Source organism: Granulicella sibirica (assembly GCF_004115155.1).
GTDB classification, from domain to species: Bacteria; Acidobacteriota; Terriglobia; order Terriglobales; family Acidobacteriaceae; genus Edaphobacter; species Edaphobacter sibiricus.
The window spans coordinates 58,088-77,202 of sequence record NZ_RDSM01000006.1; the positions used below are offsets into that span (position 1 = coordinate 58,088).

A 19,115-nucleotide genomic window follows, 5' to 3' on the forward strand; every position below is an offset into this window, starting at 1 on the left:
GCCGACGATGTTGAAGGAGAGATGCGTGCAAGGTCTGGAGAGTGGCCCTGAATTATGTGGTGTTGGGCAACGGGAGAGCACCCGCACATCTCTCACGAGAGAACCTTTCCGAACTCCGCTCGGCGAGTGTCGGCACTCTTTCGAACGCCTTAAACCTATTTGGAGATCCTATGTACTACACAGATAAAAAGCTTCAATTCCCCGTGACAGTTGAAAAGCCAAACCCGGTTTTCGCGCGGATGCTTCAGCAGGCAATCGGCGGCGTCGAAGGCGAGATTCGCGTTTGTATGCAGTACTTCTTTCAGGCATGGGGCTCGCGTGGTCCTGCCAAATATCGTGACATGCTCCTGAATACTGCCACGGAGGAGATTTCACACATCGAGATGCTCGCCACTGCGGTGGCCCTCAACCTTGAGAAGGCACCCGTTTCTTTTCAGGAGGAGATGGCAGCCGATCCGATCGCCGGAGCCGTGATGAATGGCATGGATATGCGTCATATCCTTTCTACTGGTCTGGCCGCCATGCCTTCCGATGCGAATGGCGTATCGTTCAACATGTCGCACATCTATGCCAGCGGAAACATCGCGGGCGATATGTACTGCAACGTGGCCGCGGAAGCGACAGGGCGCGTGCTTGCTGTTCGGCTTTATAACGCGACCGATGATCCTGGTATGAAGAAGATGCTAGCCTTCAACATCGCGCGAGACACGATGCACCAGCAACAATGGCTTGCTGTTCTGGAAGAGCTTGGTCCTTCGCACCTTCCGGTGCCTAACTCCTTCCCCCAGTCACAGGAAAATCAGGATTACAGCTACAAATTCTTCATCACCACAACTGACAAGCAGGTCGGCAATCAGGAAGGACAGTCGTGGACATCAGGCACCGCGCCGGATGGGCATGGACAATTCGAACCTTTCATTGCAGGTCCGTTGGAGGGGGCCGGCGAGCCCAACCTTGGGTTTGGCCGTCCTGATACTTTTGGGCAGAAGGAACAGGCTCTGGGAACCGCTACCGGCGTTCTGGAAAAGGGCAAAGATCTTCTGTCTCGCATGACACACCCCAACCTGCTCAGTGAGAAAGATCAGATCTCATGATTCAGTCGTTTGCCCGGAACGGGTGGATCCCGCTCCGGGTAAACGCCGTTTTTACAGGTCACTTTCTACAGATCACAACACTGAATTCTGGCTTTAGTGAGCCGAGGGACGATCAGAATAGAGGCGTTGGGCCGATTTAATAAGTGTATTTGCCTCCAGTATTCCCTTTGTTCCGAGGAGGTTGTAAGCCTTTCCACTCAACACCTTGGGATAGTTTGAGAAGAACTGCTCGATGCTCCGGAGCAGTTGAGCGGGAAGATCGGCAACAGAACCGACATCTTCATAAGCATCGCTCATCATGGCCACTGCAACCAAACGGTCATTCCTCTGTGTGCCGCCCCCTTCAAGGACGTCTTCTCCCTCGATAACACCGATGATGCGAGCTTCAAGGACACAGCTGGGAAAGGCTGGTTCATCCATGAGCACTAGAACGTCGATTGGATCACCGTCTTCGGCCAAGGTCGAAGGAACGAAGCCGAAATCGAAAGGGAATACCATTCCGGAGGGGAGAACCTTCTTGAGCACAATCACGGCTCGTGCGTGATCGAACGCGTACTTGTTCCGGCTGCCTTTGGGGGTCTCAATGACAACCTGGAGAGTTCCGGACTCATCGTACGGCTGAATCCGGGAGGGATCTGCTAAAGCTTTCTTTTCCATCTAGGCCCCTTCTATAGGTACGTCTTGTTGTCCATCAGCTGAGAATCCATGATTTCCAATTCACCCTCAAGTTTTGACAGCTCTCTCCCAAGAGCACGCATCGTATCGGTTCCCCCAAATTGACCAAGCATAGACTCAACGAATTCAGTCTGTTGACGTCGGTTCGAACGGATGCTTCTAACATGCTCTTCTCTAACGGTGCTGAGGGCCATTTGCTTTCTCCGTCTTCAAGCCTTCACGGATCTGTAAGCAATTAGGTTGATTGAATAGGTCGTACAGGGAGGCTCACTCTTACGTAGTAGCGACTGCAGACTGCATCAGAGACGACAGTCTGCTCAGGCTCTCATCTTTGTCCATTTGCTCCAGTGTGCGAGACAGCTTTCTCCTCCAGTTTGGGTTCTCATTGGAGGTTCCTGGGACATTGACCTGCTCGGGTTCGCGCATGAGGTCGTCAAGCTGAACGATAGTCAGCAGCGATCGCGTGCGTGCCAGGAACTCGTGAGATGCCTGGCAAAACTCGGCAGAGGTGATATCCAGCTGATCACTGAGAAGTCCCTCTTTCGCGAAAGCCCTCATGAGAGCGGCACGGTCCCGGCTGCGCATCTCTCGCGCCTGCTGAGCGCTGTCCGCATCGGGGAAGAGCTTGAGTCTCTCGCGCAGTTCAATATCATTTCCGCACCACCAACCTGGAAGGGTGGGAAGATCGTGGTTGCCGGCTACGCTTAAAGCCAAATGAGGGTATTCGTTAGGTGTATGAAAAGACTCCTCGCCACGTTCGAATGCGAGTACCCGGTAGGATAGGATGTTCGCTTCCGCCATGCGCTCTCTAAATCCGTCAGGAACGCCCCCAAGATCTTCGCCGATGACGACGCAGCAGTTGCGTTGGCTTTCCAGTGCAATGATGCCGACCAGGTCGTCGATCGGATAGAACACATAGGCGCCATCTTTGGTTTCACCGTGTGGCGGTATCCAGTAAAGCCTTCGCAGAGCCATGACGTGATCGATCCGGAGTGCGCCCGCATAGCGCATGTTAGCTCGAAGAAGCTCGATGAATGTCCTATACCCATCCCGCTGCATGGCTTGAGGATTGAGAGGCGGCAGCCCCCAATTTTGTCCTGCAGGGTTGAACTGATCTGGAGGCGCTCCTATTTGAACATCGGCCGCAAACAAGTCTGGCCGACTCCAGGTTTCTGCTCCCGATGCGTGAGAACCAACCGCCAAGTCGCGATATAAACCAATCTTCATTCCCGCCGCAGCCTCGTGGGCCCTTTTGAGTTGCCGGTCTGCCGTCCACTGAAGCCAAAGCTGGAAGCGGATTCGTTCAGGTTCTCTTCGCGTAAACTCCTCTACGCCGCTTGCTTTTGCATCTCGATACTGCTCAGGCCATACTTGGGATTCTCGGAAGCCTGAGTCAGTCTCGGCGACGTACATCCGAAGAGCCTGGAAGAGGCAGGACCGATCGAGTACGTCACTTCGCTCCTCGTGAAAAGAGGTGAAGGCTTCCTTCAACTCTGAATGTCCTTCTGTGTCGAAAGTGGAGAACAGAAGCCTGAGGATTGGTAGTTTTGTAGCGGCTACCTTCTCGTAATCGAGGAGGTTTGCTTCGCGGCATTCTCTGAGCATCGTCTGAAAGGCCGCAGACTCGATGAGCGTCCGAGCTTCCGTGGAGTGTGCGAGCTCAGGGATATCGTTGAGGTCAATGTTGAGCACGTTCAGAAGCATACGATCAGAGGGTGAGTAGGGACTAGCGTCTCCAGGCTTGTCGAGAAACATGGCATGGAGTGGGTTTACTCCTACAATGTCAGCGCCTTCCTTCTTTGCAAGTTCGAGTAGTTTTTTGAGGTCGGAGTAGTCACCAATTCCCCAGTTCTGCTCTGAGCGAAGAAGGTAGAGTTGCGTCGCCACCCCCCAGATCCGACCACTACCTTCCTGGACCGTGGGAAGCCAGCAAGTTTCAGGCGTAACAATGAGACGGCAAACTGCCGGAACCCCTTCCATGCGAAGGTCATGGTAGCCATCAGGGATCTCAGCGGTAAGAAACAGATTGCGCCGTTCCAGTGTGCGCCTATTGAGAGTCTTCTGGTCGATCAGCTCGAGATCCCTAAACGACACTTCACTAAAATGCTCCCGATGATCTTCCAGCGTCACAGACCAACGTAAAGTTTCGGTGTCATGGTCCAAGGTGACCGGAACCATGATCCCTCGCTTGCCGCGCTGAGTCACGAGGACGGGTGGAAGAGGTTGCGTCCAGGATGAGTCCTCGAGGGTCAGCAAGGAAGCTTGCGCCTGATCTTCATCTTTTGCGTCGATCCCAACACTCTTCAGTAGTGACCTTCGGGTCGCGTCCGAGATTGGTTGCTCCTGACCATCTCGTGTGGGAATGACATCCTGGATGCCGAGGAGCTGCGCTAGTTTTACAAGGTTGCTCATCGTTTGTCCTGCTGAAGGAGGGACCAGCGAACGGACCAGGGTCTCATACGTCTTCCCTCAGGTTCAGGGCCTTCTTGCCAAACTGAACTTTCGCCGGGTTCCGGAAATCCTTCATTCGAGGTGTCTGAGAGGTTCGCCGCAAGAACGAGCTGCATGTCATCTTCGGTATTTGAGAAGCGAACAACGACCGCCCCTGTTGCCAAGACCTCGTAGGCTGCTGCATGTCCACCCAGATGGCTGGCAAATGGAATGATTTCTTTGCGACGAACACGGAGGATGCGCCTGTACCAAGCAAGCCACTCGGCGTGCACCTCCTCCTTCGCCTGTGCCCAATCAAGCTTACCCGCCAGAAAGGTCTCCTCTGCTTGGGGATCGGGAATCCGTTCTCTCTGCTCCGGGTCCTGGAACTCGGGGAAACTGGCAAATTCCTCTCGTCGACCTTTCCGAACCAGATCTCCCAGTTCTCCTTCAAAGTCGCAGAAGAAGGGAAATGGCTGCGAGCTGCCCCACTCCTCGCCCATAAAGAGCATGGGGACCTGCGGAAGTAACAGATAAACTGCGGCAACCGCGTGAACGGCTTCAGGCGATGCGATCGCATTGATGCGCTCGCCAAAGGCGCGATTTCCAATCTGATCGTGGTTCTGCATGAAGGCCACGAATGCTGACGGTGGAAGGAATGCCGAAGGCTCGCCGCGCTCGGAACCGATGCACTCCATCACCTCTCCCTGAAAAGCGAAGCCCTGCGCGAGAGCACGGCCCAGCTTCTCGGCGTCATCTTTGTAATCTCCGTAATACCCTTTGGTTTCGAGCGTAGCCGCCGTGTGCAGTACATGATGCATGTCATCATTCCACTGTGCCGTGTAGGTTTTGGGCTCCCCGATCTCATTCCGAGTAAGGCGAGACGCCTGATTGCTTTCATTCTCAAGGATGAGGTGCACGGGCCGGGTTGCGCTTTCCCTGACCCGCTCTGCCAGTTCATCCAGCAAATGCTTGGGACCGTCGTCCTTGATCGCGTGGACCGCGTCCAGCCGGAGGCCGTCCAGGTTGAACTCCTCGATCCAGTAGAGAGCGTTGTGGATAATGAATTCGCGAACGACCTCGCTCTGTTCGCTGTCATAGTTCACGGCATCTCCCCAAGGGGTTTTGTGATGGTCCGTGAAAATTTGAGGAGCATACTTCGGCAGGAAGTTGCCATCCGGACCGAAATGATTGTAGACAACATCCAAGATGACCATGAGTCCGCGGAGATGTGCCGCTTCGATCAACCGCTTGAAGTCATCAGGCAGGCCATAGGTGGAGTCGGGCGCATAGAGCAAAACTCCGTCGTAGCCCCAGTTTCTTCGCCCAGCAAAGTCGGCAACAGGCATAATCTCGATTCCCGTTATGCCAAGGTCGACGAGATAATCCAGCTTCTCGATGGCTGCTAAAAACGTTCCCTCAGTAGTGAACGTGCCGACGTGTAGTTCATAAAGCACGGCCTCTGACCATGGGCGGCCTCGCCACTCATCGTCTTCCCACGCAAATGTGCAGGGATCCATGACTTCGCTGGGTCCATGGACATCCTGAGGTTGGAATCTCGAGGCGGGGTCTGGAACGCTTTCGCCGTCCAGCACTTTGAATTTGTAGAGAGCGCCAGCCTTGGCCTGATCTGTAGTCAGTTCATGCCAGCCGTTCGCCTTCCGATGCATAGGAAGGGTAAGACCTAACCCTTGCAACTCGACAAAGGTCGAGGTAGAGGCGGGTGCCCAAAGAGAAAAGCGAACCCTCCCATCTGACTGAATATGAGCTCCGTGAGGACCGAAATGAGCCCTCTGAACTAAGGAAACAGGCTTGTCTTCGCCTTGTGCGTATGTGCTCTGTAAGGTTGTGGTATTCATGGCTCTTCCCGCTATAACGTAAGCACCCATAAATGAAGGTGTTCGTTAGATCGCTTTGTCCGCTTCTCAAAGGAACGCGCGTTCGTGAATATGACATGCTTTCCGAGCAGCATGTCTTGGAAATGCGATCTGGTCGACGGGGCAATCGAATCCGTGGGCAGGCTCACGGCGATAACTTCCAATCCGCGAGCAAACGACTGTATGTATTTATCCTGATCCGAGGTGTTTGCTTTATCTGCCGCCGCGCCGACACATGGAAGGGCTATTCTTATGTCGCCTAGACAACACTCTGAACTGACGCACTGCTGACGGAGAGATGCGCTCCAGCGCTACAGCGTCGTGTTCTGATTCCGATTCGTCAGCTGATGGCGACGGTCCGAAGCTTTGCAAGTAGTTCAGTGGGGTGAACCGGCTTAGCAATCATTTCGAAGTCGTACCCCTGCGCCCGCGCCCCATAGAGAAGATCAGCGGTAGCCGCCTGTCCTGAAAAAAGCAACACCTTACAATCCGGCCGCAACGTGCGAATTGCAATGGCCGCTTCAACTCCCGTAATGCCATTCATGACAACATCACTGATGAGCACATCGGGCCTGAAGTTGCCGAGGATCTCGATAGCAGCTTCTCCGCTGTAAACGGCCCGCGCTTCAAATCCAGACCGGTTGAGGATTAGCGTTAAGCTATCGGCGATGATCTGTTCGTCATCCGCTACAATCACCTTCAGTTTAGGACTGCCATCGGCCTTCATTTTTGCTGCATATCCGGCCTTTGAAGCCATTTGATATGCAGAATCGTTCGTAGGACACGCAATTGTCCCACGACAAAGAGGCTGATCGTGGATTCTGACGTCTGCGTCGGGAAATGTCTCTGCGGAGATCATGGCGCGTGGCTCCTTTCCTAGTGCTCCGATAGGGATAAATCCGCTGTTGAGGGCAGGACGAACATACTACAGAGTGCTGACGCGTCGTACTTGGTCTGCCTGGGGGCCTTTTTCACCTTGAATAATGTCGTACTCGACTGTCTCGCCCTCTTTGAGTGACTTGTATCCGTCACCTTGGATGGAGCTGTAATGGCAGAAGACATCTGCGCCATTCGCACGGCCAAGGAAGCCGAAGCCCTTCGCGTTGTTAAACCACTTCACCTCTCCGTTATATTGGGCCATTGCTCCTCCTTGTCTGATCTCGGTACACCACCAACAATGACTAACGCCACTATGGTCTATCTGCTCTCCTGCCGACATATGGGAGGATTAATTGAAACCAAGCGGCAGCTTCTTCAGACTAAACGGACGCTGTAGGCTATTTGGAGGCTTCACGGAGGGTTCTCATGCCTTACCCACTTTCAAACATTCTGATTGACGCGCTACCAGAAGACTCTCGCAAGAGGCTTGTCGGCCAACTCAAGAGAACCCCAGTTCCTGTTCGGACCTCTCTCTACGAGCCAGGGGATGCCCCTAAATACGTACATTTTGTTACCTCAGGGATCGCGTCCATCGTAACGCTGATGGCCAACGGTGACACAACGGAGGTAGGGACCGTAGGTAGGGAAGGTCTCCCACAAGCATTGCACCTCATGGGATCGTCACTTGTTCCCACCCGCTGCTTCATGCAGATTGGGGGTACCGCGCTGCGAATGGAATTCAGCGCTTTCGAAAAGCTATTTAACTCAGACGAAGCAATACGTCGAGGCGTAATGAACTATGCGCAGTATCACTCTGTGCTGCTAAGTCAAATAGCAGGCTGCAATCGGCTTCATGACGTGGAAGCACGGTTGGCGCGATGGCTTCTTATGATCCAGGATCGAACATCTGCAACTCTACTGAAGCTGACGCAGGAGTTTCTTGGACAGATGATTGGAAGTCAGCGTACGACGGTGAGTGCAGTTGCGGGCACGCTGCAAGCTCGTGGCCTTATTGAGTACTCCCGGGGAAATGTCAGAGTTCTCGACAGAACCGGATTGGAAAACGCAGCCTGTGAGTGTTATCCGATAACACGGCAACTCCTGGACGGTCTATATCGTCAGGCACATGAGCGGCTTTTCGACGACTGCCCCGAAGAGGAGTGAACCACGCCTGCGCCATACGTCCTTAACTAATCGATGGTCTAGTTGGGTTAGAAGTTGCTGACCCCGGTCGTTCGATGGACTGTAGAGATGAGCCTGGGATCCATTTAGGATATGGAACACTTCTCTGATCACGATGAGGTGAGATCCCGAAGCGCCGGTCGCCCCAATGTGCTCTAGCGGACACTCAATCGCGACCATGGTCCGTAGTATCAGTTCACGGGTGAGGTAGGGAAGCGCCCATTCTAATCAGAGACGTGACGCGCTGCATGCCGCAGCGATTCTTTGCGAACTGAAGCAAAGGATCAGCCATGCCCGTCCAGGCAACGAATCGCCTCCTGTCTGCACTGTCTCCCGAATCTCGGGAACGCTTGATGAACTCTTCGAGTGCTGTAACCCTACCCCTCAAGACAGCCCTTTACGACATCGATGACACCCCAACGCATGCGTATTTCATGACCTCAGGCATGGCCTCGATCGTGACCTCCATGGAAGATGGTGGCACTGCGGAAGTCGGTGTGATCGGGCTTGAGGGTGTAGTGGGTGCTTATCACATCCTTGGCCCTTCCAAGAACTCCACAAATTGTATGGTTCAGCTTGCCGGAACGGCGCTCAAGATACCACTTCGAGAACTACGTCATGCGTTCAGAAGCTCCGAGGACATCAGAGACCGCATTCTTGAGTTTGTCCAGTCACAGAGTCTAACCGTGAGTCAAATAGCCGGCTGCAACCGGCTACATGAAGCGGAAGAGCGTTTGGCCCGTTGGCTGCTGATGGCACGGGACCGCACACAATCGGACGAGATGTACTTCACTCAGGAATTTCTCGCGATGATGGTAGGGGCGCGCCGTACCACCGTGACCCTCATCGCAGGAGCACTCCAACGAGCCGATCTGATTGAATATTCGAGGGGTCGAGTCACAATTCTGGACCGGGAAAGACTAGAGACAGCCGCCTGTGACTGCTATCGGATTAGCAGAGACCTGTTCACAAACCTATACGCTTATCCTGCGCAGACGTTCTAGGCTTACCGTGGACTGCCGAGTTCTGGACTGAGTAAGCTCCGCTGAACGCAGGTTTCGCAGGAGGAACATCAGTTTTGACTGACTCTGCCTCTCCACCACTCCAGGGTTAGCCTGGACTAGGGTCGTGGTTTTCAGACGCAGCTGCCATTTCTAACCGGCGCTAACGACCCCAACTATACCTAAGTTGTAAAGGGCGCCGTATTCACTCATCGCCAGATGAGTAGCTTTGATCGGCTGAATGCGCCCGATGAAAATTTGCCCATTGTTGTTACACGCCTCCTTTCCAGAACACAACCCTTCCTCTACGCCTATGCACTAAGTTAGTGACGGGATTGAGAGCAAATGGAGGAGATCGCAGCCGACAGAGAGCAGCGCTTTGCCCTCTGGGAACTACTGAAAAAGTCTCTAGCTGGCGCCAAGATCGACTATGCAGTGTTTAGCCTTAACCAGGCCATCGCACTGCTCGCGATTCCGATGATGCTAGAGATGGCGCTCGAGTCGGTGTTTGGTATCGCTGACTTGTTCTGGGTCAGCAAACTTGGCCCAGACGCTATCGCCTCTGTCGGCCTAACGGAATCATTGTTGACGGTCGTATTTGCCATCAGTTCCGGGCTCAGCACGGCGGCAACCGCCATGGTTGCGCGGCGCATCGGCGAAGATGACGAGGATAAGGCTGCAATCGATGCCGTGCAGGCGCTCGGAGCGGGTCTATTAGTTAGCGTTGCGCTTGGAGTTCCGCTGTTCTTTCTTGCTCCCAAGCTGCTGAGCCTCATGGGAGCCACATCGTCGGTGCTCGCCATCGGCACCAACTACGCTCATGTAGCGCTTGGCACATGCGGCGTCATCATTATGATCTCGCTCTCGAACGCACTATTCCGCGGGGCTGGCGACGCCGCGATCGCCATGCGGCTGCTGTGGGTCGCCAACATCATCAATCTCGTGCTCGATCCTCTGCTAGTGTTTGGCGTCGGCCCGTTTCCCAAGCTTGGCGTCACCGGCCCTGCGGTGGCGACGCTGATAGGCCGAGGCTGCGCCGTGCTGTACCAGTTCTACAAGTTAGCTCGCGGGAACGAGCGGCTCCGCATCCAGGCGAAACACCTGCGGCTCAACGTCCAGGAGATGCTGTCTTACCTGAAAATTTCCGGTGCCGGCGCTCTTCAATTTGTTCTGGAGCAGGGCCGCTGGCTTGCGCTCGTTCGCATCGTCAGTCTTTTCGGACCAATTGCGATTGCGGGTTACACCATTGCCTTTCGCCTGTCGGGTTTTATCCTGCTGCCCACGTTCGGCCTGAGCAACGCGGCCGCTACACTGGTTGGTCAGAGTCTCGGGGCGAAGGCACCGGATCGCGCCAAAAGTTCCATCTGGCGGACCGGCGTGCTGAATTTCGGGTTCCTGGGCGGTCTCAGCCTGCTCTTTATCCTGCTCGCTCCCAAGCTGGTTGGCCTTTTCACTCATGATCCATCCGCGATTCCAACCGGAGTGATGGCTCTGCGCATCTTCTGTTACGGCAACTTCTTTTTTGCCTTTGCTGCCATTTTTCTGCAGGCGTTCAACGGTGCAGGAGACACGGTCACGCCCACATACCTTAACCTCGTTGGCTTTTGGGTGATTGAGATTCCTCTGGCCTGGTTTCTCTCCACACGCACGACCCTGAAGCTAAACGGCGTCTTTGTCTCGATCCTGGTTGCACAGGCGCTCGCTTTGGTACTGAGCGGCACATTCTTTTTGAGAGGAAAGTGGCAGGAAGCCCGCATCTGAAGCACCCGGCCCGACCGTACGCATGCCCACCATTGTCCCAATCACCACCGAATACGACTGGCTCTCATTACTTGCCGCAACCCCTGACTGGACGCCGTCGCTGGTGCCGACGATCGTCCTAGCTCCGCATCCGGATGACGAAACACTGGGTGCCGGCGGTCTCATTGCCCGGCTGAGGGCGCACGGGGTTTCGGTGACGGTACTCGCCATCACAGATGGGGAAGGTGCCTACGCCGACACCTCCGGGCTGGATCGCGTGCGTGTGCCGGAGCAAACGGAGGCACTCGCGAGGCTCGGTGTCGACGAAAGCATGATCCAGCGGCTCGGCATCCCGGATCGCTTCGTCTCTGAGCACGAAGAGGAGCTCGCTGCGGCACTCCGCCTGGTCGCGCGGGCGGGCATGCAAATCATTGCGCCATGGCCGTATGACTTCCACCCTGACCACGAAGCAGCCGGACGCGCCGCCGCGCAAGTCGCCGCCGAGGCCGACATTCCACTCTTCTACTATCTTTTCTGGACATGGCATCGCGGAACTCCTGAGACGCTGGCCGGCGTGCACCTGACCTCCGTTTCACTGACTGAATCAGAGCGTGCGACTAAACGACACGCGCTTTCCGCCCACGCCTCTCAGCTCTCCCACGGAGATGGCCAGCCCATTCTCTCCGCTCGTTTGCTCCAGCCGGCCGAACGCCCCTTTGAAATATATATTCCTGTCACGAGCGTCCCCAGCTTCGCGTCGTCTCCAGCCTTTTTCGAAGCGAAATACCAAAGGAAGGTCGATCCCTGGAGCTTTTCGTCGAAGCCTTCGGAGCTCTTCCGCTATGACCACATCCTGGGCGCGCTGGCGGGACGACGCTATGCGAGCGCCTTTGAGCCCGGTTGTTCTATCGGGGTGCTGACAGAACGGCTGGCCTCCTTGTGCGACCACGTCCATGCTCTCGATTTCTCCGCAACCGCTGCTGAACGGGCAGGCGAGCGTTGTGCTCGCCTGCCCAATGTGACGGTGGAGTGCGCCTCCATCCCCGATGTCCTGCCCAGCGCGACAACCGACCTGCTGGTCCTGAGCGAGATTGGCTATTACCTTCCGCTTGCTGAGTGGACGGCACTCGCTGAAGCCATGATTCAGCCACTGCGGCCCGGTGCCACCGTTCTCGCCGCCCATTGGCTCGGCTACTCGGAGGACCACACGCTCTCTGGCGACGAGGTTCACTCCGCACTACTCGCCCTGCCGTCACTAAGGCTCGATTACTCCGAGCGTCACCCCACCTTTCGCCTGGATCGCATGGTGCGCCGATGAACCCCTTGAGCAATGCAGCCTGGCACATAGCCGTGCTTATCCCCGCGCGGAACGAAGAGGCTCTGTTAGAGAGATGCCTCCATTCCGTTCTTGCGGCGCAGCGTCGTCTTCCGCCCAACGTCAGCTTCGACCTTGTTGTGGTTGCGGACAGCTCGATGGATGACACGTACCGCATTGCCTCCGCGTTGATCCGGCGGGTTGGCCTAGTGATCGAAACGGATGCGGCCTGCGTGGGAGCCGCGCGCGCTCTCGCTGCTGAAGCAGCTCTCAGCCGTGCCACAGTCCCAGCAGAGCGCTGCTGGCTGGCCAACACGGATGCTGACTGCGTGGTTCCCGAAACCTGGCTCGTCGACCAGCTCGCACGTGCCGTTGAGGGATACGTCGCTGTGGCCGGTGTCATCGATGTGGACTCCTTTGCCGAACACGATCCTGGAGTCTCGACCCGTTTTCGCCTGACTTACCTTCTGAACCCGGACGGCACCCACCCTCACGTCCACGGGGCCAATTTGGGCGTGCGTGCAGACGCTTACCTCACAGCGGGCGGCTGGAACCCGTTGCGTACCGCGGAAGACCACGATCTGTGGAATCGCCTCAAGGCGGGTCGGCACCGCGCGACTGCTGACACACGACTGTCGGTGGTGACCAGCGGACGGCGTGTTGGCCGTGCGCCGGACGGTTTTGCGGACGCACTGGCCGCGCACAATGGAGGTGCCGCTTGAACGTTTTGGCCGAACGCCTGCAGCAGATCGTCTCCGAGATCCTGCCGCTACCTGCAGCCGGCCGAACCGCCGCTCGACATCGGCGGCTGTTTGAGGTCGCCCGCGAAGACCTTACGCTGGCCAAGTTGGCCGAGGCCCATTGGGATGCGATTGCAATCCTAGCCGAGGCCGGCCGCAAACCCGTGCCGAACTCGCTCTACGCTGTTTGGGCTTCTGAAATACCTGGTCGCGCACTCCAGCTTAGCCCTGAAGCCGACGGCTATACGATCTCCGGCCAGAAAGCATTCTGTAGCGGCGTCGGTCTTGTCGACCGCGCGCTCATGACCACGGGCGGGACGGATCCACTTCTGCTTGACCTCGACCTGCGCGCCAATTCCGACCGATGGGATGCCGACCTGACTACCTGGCAGGTCGACGCCTTTCGCGACACGCAAACGGGCGGTCTAACGCTGAATGCAGCCACGCTCTCAGCCGATTCCATCATCGGTAAGCCCGGCTGGTATATCAAACGTCCCGGTTTCTGGCACGGCGCGTGCGGCCCGGCCGCGTGCTGGGCCGGCGGCGTCGCCGGATTGCTGGACGCCGCCATGGCGAACAAGCGTGATGACCCCCACACGCTAGCCCACCTTGGCGCGATGTATGCCGATGTCTGGGCCTTGCAATCGCTGCTGACACAGGCCGCGCATGAGATGGACGGAGAGCCAAACGACATCTCCGCAGCGCAGATCCGCGCGCTTGCCCTGCGCCACACCGTCGAGCAGCTCGCCACGGACGTTTTACGCCGCTTCGCCCGAGCCTACGGCCCGCAGCCTCTGGCCATGAACCAGCCCATTGCCCGCCGCTATGCCGAAGCCGACCTGTACCTGCGCCAGGCTCACGGCGAACGGGACCTGCACGCCCTGGCGCAATTGATCCGCTAACCGATCTGCTTTGTCCTAGACTCTAGGATCTGCTGTGATCTCGACGCCTTTGTTATCTGCACCATTAGCATCACTGCAACTTAGGAGCCCGCACATGCCGAGCACCGAACAGGTCATCCAAACCAATATGCCCCTCCGCCTGGATCGCCTGCCCTGGAGCCGGTGGCACATGCGTATGGCGCTCGCGCTCGGCATCACGTTTCTGTTGGATGGATTGGAAGGCGGCGTTGGCGGTTCGATCTCCGGCGCGCTTAAATCGGCCACCACGTTAAACTTCGGTGATCGCCAGCTCGGCTTTGCGTCCACGGGGTATCTCGCGGGGACTGTCATTGGAGCGCTCGTCTTCGGCTTTCTGGCTGACCGCTTTGGCCGCAAGAGCATCTTTTTCTGGACGCTCGCGGTCTACGCCTGCTCCACGGCGCTTACCGCATTCTCCTGGAATCTGGCCACCTTCACCCTCTGTCGGACGATCACGGGCGCAGGGATCGGCGGCGAATATACGGCCATCACCTCTGCCATTGACGAGCTGATCCCTGCCCGCGTGCGCGGCGCCACAAACCTGATCATTGGCTCTACCTTCTGGATCGGCGTCATCCTCGGGTCACTCGTGGCCGTCGGCTTTCTGTCGGATCACGGCTTCGGCTTGCGCCTGGGCTGGCGCGCTGCGATGCTGTCCGGCCTGCCCATTGCAATCGGAATCCTGTTCTTGCGTCAGCACATTCCGGAAAGCCCCCGTTGGCTACTTGCCCATGGACGCGTCGAAGAAGCCGAAACGATCGTAGGAAAGATCGAAGATGCTGTCGCCGAGCAGCACGGCCCACAACCCGCCGTTGCCGAAACGATTGAGATCCATCGCAGCACTGGAAATCTCTTCAGCCGCGTCGCGCTGCTTCTTGGCCCGCGCCACCGCGGCCGTGCGCTACTTTGCCTCGCCCTGACCATGGCACAGTCGTTCTTCTACAATTCCGTCTTTTTTTCGAGCACCCTCATCCTGCTTCGCTTCTACGGCGTCTCCGCAGCCCATGCCGGCGTTCTATTCCTGCCCATCGCATTCACAAACTTCGTAGGTCCTGTGTTGCTCAGCCGCCTCTTTGACTCCGTGGGACGCCGCACCATGATCGCGCTCAACTTTTGCATCACCGGCGTCGTCTTTGGCACGTCCAGCCTCCTTTTCCTGCATGGCCACCTTTCGGCCGTCTCGCAGGTGGCGTGGTGGGCCGTATCGTTCTTCTTCGCTGCCTCAGCTGCGGGCTCCGCATATCTCACTACCAGTGAGCTGTTCCCGCAACAGATTCGTGCCTCCGCGATTGCAATCTTTTACGCCGCCGGCACGCTGCTGGGCGGCGTGCTTGGTCCTGTGATCTTTGGATCGCTGCTTAACCGCAATGCTCGCACGCCCATCTTTTACGGCTTCATGGCGAGCGCCATAATCATGATCCTCGCGGGAATCGCTCAAGCTATTTGGGGCGTAGCCGCCGAACGTAAATCACTCGAGGAAATCTGCTGACATGTAGCTAGATAGCTAAATGATCATTCTCGACTTTTACACAGGCGCCCAGATCGGCTCAGTTATCTAGGACCGGACGATCCGCGTGCGAATCGGATCAATGTCCTATGCGGCACACCTCATTCGAGATAGCTATAAACCGGCTTTAGCTGCGACACAACTGTGACAGTCCACCGCCGTGAATACAGCATCATAGCTCAAAGGCTCGATCTGACGCCGAAATGTTTCGCGCGTACAGCTTCTCGGGACCGAACAGCAAAGCTACTGCCGGTGCTAAAGATTGCCCCACAGCCGCGCAAAGGAAATCATGACAAGTTCTCTCAGATCGAATGTTCTTACGGCGATCATTGCCGCTTCGCTTTCAACCGTTATGATCGCGTCTGCTGCTGCACAGCAGGTTTCAACCGATTACGACCACAAGGCCAATTTTCAGCAGTACCACACCTTCAGCATCTTCAAACTGCAGGCGTCCAACCCGCTGGTAGAGCAGCGACTACACGACGCTCTGGTGCATGATCTCACCGCGCGCGGCCTGACCATGGTGCCGCAGGGTGGTGATTTGGCGATTACTGCTATCGGATCTCGCAAGAACCAGCAGGAGTACAACACCTTCTACGAAGGTCTTGGTGGCGGGGGCTTCGGTTGGCGGGGGCGGGGCTTTGGCGGATTCGGTGGCGGCTTCGGGGACGAAGGCGTGACGAATACGCAGGTAATTAATGTTCCCCTTGGTTCGCTTGTTGTCGATGTGTATGACGGGTCCAAGCATCAGCTTCTCTTCAGAGGAGTCGCAAATGACACCCTCTCTAACAAGGAAGAAAAAAACAGTAAGAAGCTTCAGAAGGCCGTTGATAAAATCTTCGACAAATTCCCGACCAAAAACGCTGGTTGATGCGGACGCCAGCCCGACATCACGTTAGTCGGGCTGGCAGGGCACCCGTGTTCACATTTGAGTGTAGGTGCTACTGCCGAGTATTCCACTTAAACCTTAGCCGCCGTCTGTGACAAGAAAATAGAGGTAGCAATGAGCAACTCGCCAAGCTTTCCCAATGCTGCGTTTCCGTTGGCCAACCAAACCGGTAACCGCTACTTCACCCCTGCAGACAAGACGGACGACGGCGAGATCATCGGCCGCTCGGTCCAGATTATCCGCCGAGACGCTAAGACTCTCTTCAGCATGTGGAGCGATCTGGAAGCAATTCCCCTTTGGCAGGAGAATGTTATTTCTGTCACACCGCTGAACGATCGCGTAAGCCATTGGGTGATGGGTGATCCAGACGACTCGGACGGGAAGCGTATTGAGTTCGATTCCGAGCAGATTGAGAGTGTTGACGCCAAACAGATATCGTGGCGCTCTATTTCAGAGGACGTCACGCAGAGCGGTGTTGTGACCTTTGAGGAAGTTGCCCGTGGGACGCGCGTGACACTAGTTCAAACCGGGAAAGTGCCAGCTGGCTCCCTGGGCAATGCCATCGCAGCGACGGCGAAACGCGGCCCTCGACAGATCGTGACAGAGGATCTCCGTCACTTCAAGCAATTCGCCGAGACCGGTGAAATACCGACGGTCAAAGGGCAGCCCCATGGGAATCGCGGCGTAAGCGGAACGATCAAGCAATGGATGTACGGCGAGAACAATCCAACCCCGCCCGGTAGCAGCGAGCAGTAATCCGGAAACTTCCTCGTAAACAGTTTGTACAGCTCGCGACAAGACACAAGGAGTAGGTCATGAAAGCAGTCTGCTGGATGGGCAAAGAGTCCATGGAGGTCCAGAATGTTCCGGACCCAAAGATCATCAACCCTAAAGATGCGATCATTCGCATCACTCGTACCGCAATCTGCGGAAGCGATCTCCATCTGTATGGCGGCTTTATCCCTTCCATGGAGTCCGGTGACATCATGGGCCATGAGTTCATGGGAATTGTTGAAGAGGTAGGCAGCGATGTGAGGAAACTGAAGCGGGGTGATCGGGTTGTTGTACCTTTCACCATTGCATGCGGCAGCTGCTTCTTCTGCCAGAATGATCTTTGGAGTGTCTGCGACAACTCGAATCCCAATGCTCAGGTGGCGGAAACGATGTACGGTTACTCGGGTTCAGGGCTCTTCGGCTTCTCGCATCTCTACGGTGGATATGCGGGCGGTCAGGCACAGTACGCTCGTATTCCGTTCGCTGACGTCGGGCCTATCAAGATCGAGAGCGATATCTCGGATGAGAAGGTACTGTTTCTCTCAGACATCTTCCCGACAGGCTACCAAGCGGCAGTCAATGCAAACATCAAGCCAGGCGACACCGTCGCTGTCTGGGGTTGCGGGCCTGTGGGTCTATTTGCTATCGCCAGCGCTTACATGCTGGGGGCTGAAAAGGTGATCGCCATCGATCGCTTTGCAGAACGTTTGAGTCTTGCCGAAGGATATTGCGGCGCAACCATCATGGACTACACGGATGAAGGGCTCAACATTCAGGAAGCCCTTCGCGACATAACCGGCGGCATGGGCCCTGATTGCTGCATCGATGCTGTCGGAATGGAAGCACACGCAGCTACGACGGCTGGCTTGTATGACACTGTGAAGCAAAAGCTGATGATGGAGACTGATCGTCCGATTGCCTTGCGCGAAGCCATTCAGGCCGTGCGCAAAGGCAGCACCATCTCGATTCCAGGCGTGTATGGAGGAGTGCTTGACAAGGTCAACTTCGGCGCCGCATTCGGTAAAGGAGTTCACATGAACATGGGCCAAACGCATATGCAGGCTTACCTCGGACCCCTTTTGGAGCGGATCGAAGCTGGTCAAATTGACCCAACCTTCATGATCTCGCACCGCATTGGCATTGAACAGGCCCCTGAAATGTACAGCAAGTGGCAGAAGAAGGAAGATCAGGTCACAAAGATCGTCATCGATCCATGGGCCGATACTCTTAACGAGGCGACGCACGGCAAGGTGGTCGCGTAGCGGCAAAGAAGACCCGGCCTCTAAACTTCGTGGGGGCCGAGTCATCTCAAGACGTTTGAGTGAAATCTTTTACGGAAAAGCCCTATGTCTGATAGTGCCATTCTCCCCCTATTGACTATTAGTAATTGCGGTCAACAACATGAACCCCTTGAAAAGGAGCAATATAGCCTTGTCGACAACTGCCTCTTGAACAATGGTAACGAGCCGCTAAATCGAAAGACGATGCTTCCGAGAATCCAGTTCTCATAGACCTACCAATTGCCGATACGTACAACGCGACTCTCAATTCGGCCAAAGCAACCCGGCTACGGGGCAGCATCATCCGCCGCCATCAGAGAAACCTGGGCTGACCGCCATCAGTGGATGGTCTGGGCCGAGAGGCTGGAGCAAAATACTGCTGAAAAGCAGGAGATCCTGCACGTTACGTGATGCGAGCTTCATTTTGTGGGAGGAATCAAACCTTGTCGATGTCGAGATCGAGACAGGCCAGCTCGTCGTTTGGTGTGACTCTCATAACCTCGAGTGGAGTGCACGCGAAGGGAAAAGAGGCTTCTGGGTCCGCAAAAGCGCGCAAGTTCACGGTTTGGCTACGGAAGCCAAAAACGCTCTTAGACGCTATGCCTTCAAAGTATTGAGTTGTTCGCCGACTCGATTTCACCCACTCAGCCGGGAATCACGCTAGCTGCCGTGTGATCGAAAAGTTCGGGTTTATTCCTGAAGGCATCTCAACGGCAAGCCAACTGGCTGCCCGACGGCCGTGTAGCAGACAGGCACCTTTACGCACGTTTCGATGCACACAACTGCCAGATTTAGACGTGAAATGGAGTGAG

The 19,115-nt window shown here is 56.1% G+C and carries 16 protein-coding genes; 11 read left to right on the forward strand and 5 right to left on the reverse strand.

Annotation, left to right across the window (positions count from 1 at the left end):
- Window positions 1-170 precede the first annotated feature (170 nt).
- On the forward strand, window positions 171-1,094 hold the full coding sequence (locus GRAN_RS23640) for a manganese catalase family protein (protein ID WP_128915541.1): 924 nt from the start codon (window positions 171-173) through the stop codon (window positions 1,092-1,094).
- Window positions 1,095-1,187: 93 nt separating this feature from the next.
- Here GRAN_RS23640 and GRAN_RS23645 read toward each other — a convergent pair whose 3' ends face one another.
- From GRAN_RS23645 to GRAN_RS23665, 5 genes are all read right to left on the reverse strand, one after another.
- The gene (locus GRAN_RS23645) at window positions 1,188-1,751 is read right to left on the reverse strand and encodes an inorganic diphosphatase (RefSeq protein WP_128915542.1); all 564 of its coding nucleotides are present in this window, start codon (window positions 1,749-1,751) and stop codon (window positions 1,188-1,190) included.
- Between the two features lie 291 nt (window positions 1,752-2,042).
- Window positions 2,043-4,181: a 4-alpha-glucanotransferase gene (gene malQ, locus GRAN_RS23650; RefSeq protein WP_128915543.1), complete on the reverse strand. Its 2,139-nt coding sequence runs from the start codon at window positions 4,179-4,181 to the stop codon at window positions 2,043-2,045.
- Window positions 4,178-6,058 carry a malto-oligosyltrehalose trehalohydrolase gene (gene treZ / locus GRAN_RS23655; protein WP_128915544.1) on the reverse strand — a complete coding sequence of 627 codons (1,881 nt, stop codon included), beginning with the start codon at window positions 6,056-6,058 and terminating at the stop codon, window positions 4,178-4,180. The genes malQ and treZ overlap by 4 nt, the downstream gene beginning before the upstream one ends.
- A gap of 358 nt (window positions 6,059-6,416) precedes the next feature.
- Window positions 6,417-6,803, reverse strand: a complete 387-nt coding sequence (locus GRAN_RS23660) for a response regulator (RefSeq protein WP_128915652.1) — start codon at window positions 6,801-6,803, stop codon at window positions 6,417-6,419.
- A 198-nt stretch (window positions 6,804-7,001) separates the two neighbouring features.
- Window positions 7,002-7,217, reverse strand: coding sequence for a cold-shock protein (locus tag GRAN_RS23665; protein ID WP_128915545.1), 216 nt, complete (start codon window positions 7,215-7,217; stop codon window positions 7,002-7,004).
- A 530-nt stretch (window positions 7,218-7,747) separates the two neighbouring features.
- Here GRAN_RS23665 and GRAN_RS26515 point away from each other — a divergent pair.
- From GRAN_RS26515 to GRAN_RS23715, 10 genes are all read left to right on the forward strand, one after another.
- Window positions 7,748-8,119, forward strand: coding sequence for a Crp/Fnr family transcriptional regulator (locus tag GRAN_RS26515; protein ID WP_277751254.1), 372 nt, complete (start codon window positions 7,748-7,750; stop codon window positions 8,117-8,119).
- 308 nt (window positions 8,120-8,427) lie between these two features.
- A complete protein-coding gene (locus GRAN_RS23675; protein WP_128915547.1) occupies window positions 8,428-9,141 on the forward strand; it encodes a Crp/Fnr family transcriptional regulator in 714 nt (237 codons plus the stop codon).
- A gap of 342 nt (window positions 9,142-9,483) precedes the next feature.
- Complete coding sequence (locus GRAN_RS23680) at window positions 9,484-10,899, forward strand: MATE family efflux transporter (RefSeq protein WP_128915548.1); 1,416 nt, start codon at window positions 9,484-9,486, stop codon at window positions 10,897-10,899.
- A gap of 22 nt (window positions 10,900-10,921) precedes the next feature.
- Window positions 10,922-12,196 carry a bifunctional PIG-L family deacetylase/class I SAM-dependent methyltransferase gene (locus tag GRAN_RS23685; RefSeq protein ID WP_128915549.1) on the forward strand — a complete coding sequence of 425 codons (1,275 nt, stop codon included), beginning with the start codon at window positions 10,922-10,924 and terminating at the stop codon, window positions 12,194-12,196.
- A complete protein-coding gene (locus GRAN_RS23690) occupies window positions 12,193-12,915 on the forward strand; it encodes a glycosyltransferase family 2 protein (protein ID WP_128915550.1) in 723 nt (240 codons plus the stop codon). The genes GRAN_RS23685 and GRAN_RS23690 overlap by 4 nt, the downstream gene beginning before the upstream one ends.
- On the forward strand, window positions 12,912-13,835 hold the full coding sequence (locus GRAN_RS23695) for an acyl-CoA/acyl-ACP dehydrogenase (protein WP_128915551.1): 924 nt from the start codon (window positions 12,912-12,914) through the stop codon (window positions 13,833-13,835). The genes GRAN_RS23690 and GRAN_RS23695 overlap by 4 nt, the downstream gene beginning before the upstream one ends.
- 169 nt (window positions 13,836-14,004) lie before the next feature.
- On the forward strand, window positions 14,005-15,342 hold the full coding sequence (locus GRAN_RS23700; RefSeq protein ID WP_241655129.1) for an MFS transporter: 1,338 nt from the start codon (window positions 14,005-14,007) through the stop codon (window positions 15,340-15,342).
- A 307-nt stretch (window positions 15,343-15,649) separates the two neighbouring features.
- Window positions 15,650-16,231, forward strand: coding sequence for a DUF4136 domain-containing protein (locus GRAN_RS23705; protein ID WP_128915552.1), 582 nt, complete (start codon window positions 15,650-15,652; stop codon window positions 16,229-16,231).
- Window positions 16,232-16,363: 132 nt separating this feature from the next.
- Window positions 16,364-17,005, forward strand: coding sequence for an SRPBCC family protein (locus tag GRAN_RS23710; protein ID WP_128915553.1), 642 nt, complete (start codon window positions 16,364-16,366; stop codon window positions 17,003-17,005).
- 59 nt (window positions 17,006-17,064) lie between these two features.
- Entirely contained in the window at window positions 17,065-18,285 is a 1,221-nt protein-coding gene (locus GRAN_RS23715) for a zinc-dependent alcohol dehydrogenase (protein WP_128915554.1), read from the forward strand.
- The last annotated feature ends 830 nt before the right edge of the window (window positions 18,286-19,115 follow it).

Bases quoted from the DNA above. Each gene is read 5' to 3' on its own strand.
- GRAN_RS23640 (WP_128915541.1), top strand. From the start codon at position 171: ATGTACTACACAGATAAAAAGCTTCAATTCCCCGTGACAGTTGAAAAG.
- GRAN_RS23645 (WP_128915542.1), bottom strand. From the start codon at position 1,751: ATGGAAAAGAAAGCTTTAGCAGATCCCTCCCGGATTCAGCCGTACGAT.
- malQ (WP_128915543.1), bottom strand. From the start codon at position 4,181: ATGAGCAACCTTGTAAAACTAGCGCAGCTCCTCGGCATCCAGGATGTC.
- treZ (WP_128915544.1), bottom strand. From the start codon at position 6,058: ATGAATACCACAACCTTACAGAGCACATACGCACAAGGCGAAGACAAG.
- GRAN_RS23660 (WP_128915652.1), bottom strand. From the start codon at position 6,803: ATGAAGGCCGATGGCAGTCCTAAACTGAAGGTGATTGTAGCGGATGAC.
- GRAN_RS23665 (WP_128915545.1), bottom strand. From the start codon at position 7,217: ATGGCCCAATATAACGGAGAGGTGAAGTGGTTTAACAACGCGAAGGGC.
- GRAN_RS26515 (WP_277751254.1), top strand. From the start codon at position 7,748: ATGAACTATGCGCAGTATCACTCTGTGCTGCTAAGTCAAATAGCAGGC.
- GRAN_RS23675 (WP_128915547.1), top strand. From the start codon at position 8,428: ATGCCCGTCCAGGCAACGAATCGCCTCCTGTCTGCACTGTCTCCCGAA.
- GRAN_RS23680 (WP_128915548.1), top strand. From the start codon at position 9,484: ATGGAGGAGATCGCAGCCGACAGAGAGCAGCGCTTTGCCCTCTGGGAA.
- GRAN_RS23685 (WP_128915549.1), top strand. From the start codon at position 10,922: ATGCCCACCATTGTCCCAATCACCACCGAATACGACTGGCTCTCATTA.
- GRAN_RS23690 (WP_128915550.1), top strand. From the start codon at position 12,193: ATGAACCCCTTGAGCAATGCAGCCTGGCACATAGCCGTGCTTATCCCC.
- GRAN_RS23700 (WP_241655129.1), top strand. From the start codon at position 14,005: ATGCGTATGGCGCTCGCGCTCGGCATCACGTTTCTGTTGGATGGATTG.
- GRAN_RS23705 (WP_128915552.1), top strand. From the start codon at position 15,650: ATGACAAGTTCTCTCAGATCGAATGTTCTTACGGCGATCATTGCCGCT.
- GRAN_RS23710 (WP_128915553.1), top strand. From the start codon at position 16,364: ATGAGCAACTCGCCAAGCTTTCCCAATGCTGCGTTTCCGTTGGCCAAC.
- GRAN_RS23715 (WP_128915554.1), top strand. From the start codon at position 17,065: ATGAAAGCAGTCTGCTGGATGGGCAAAGAGTCCATGGAGGTCCAGAAT.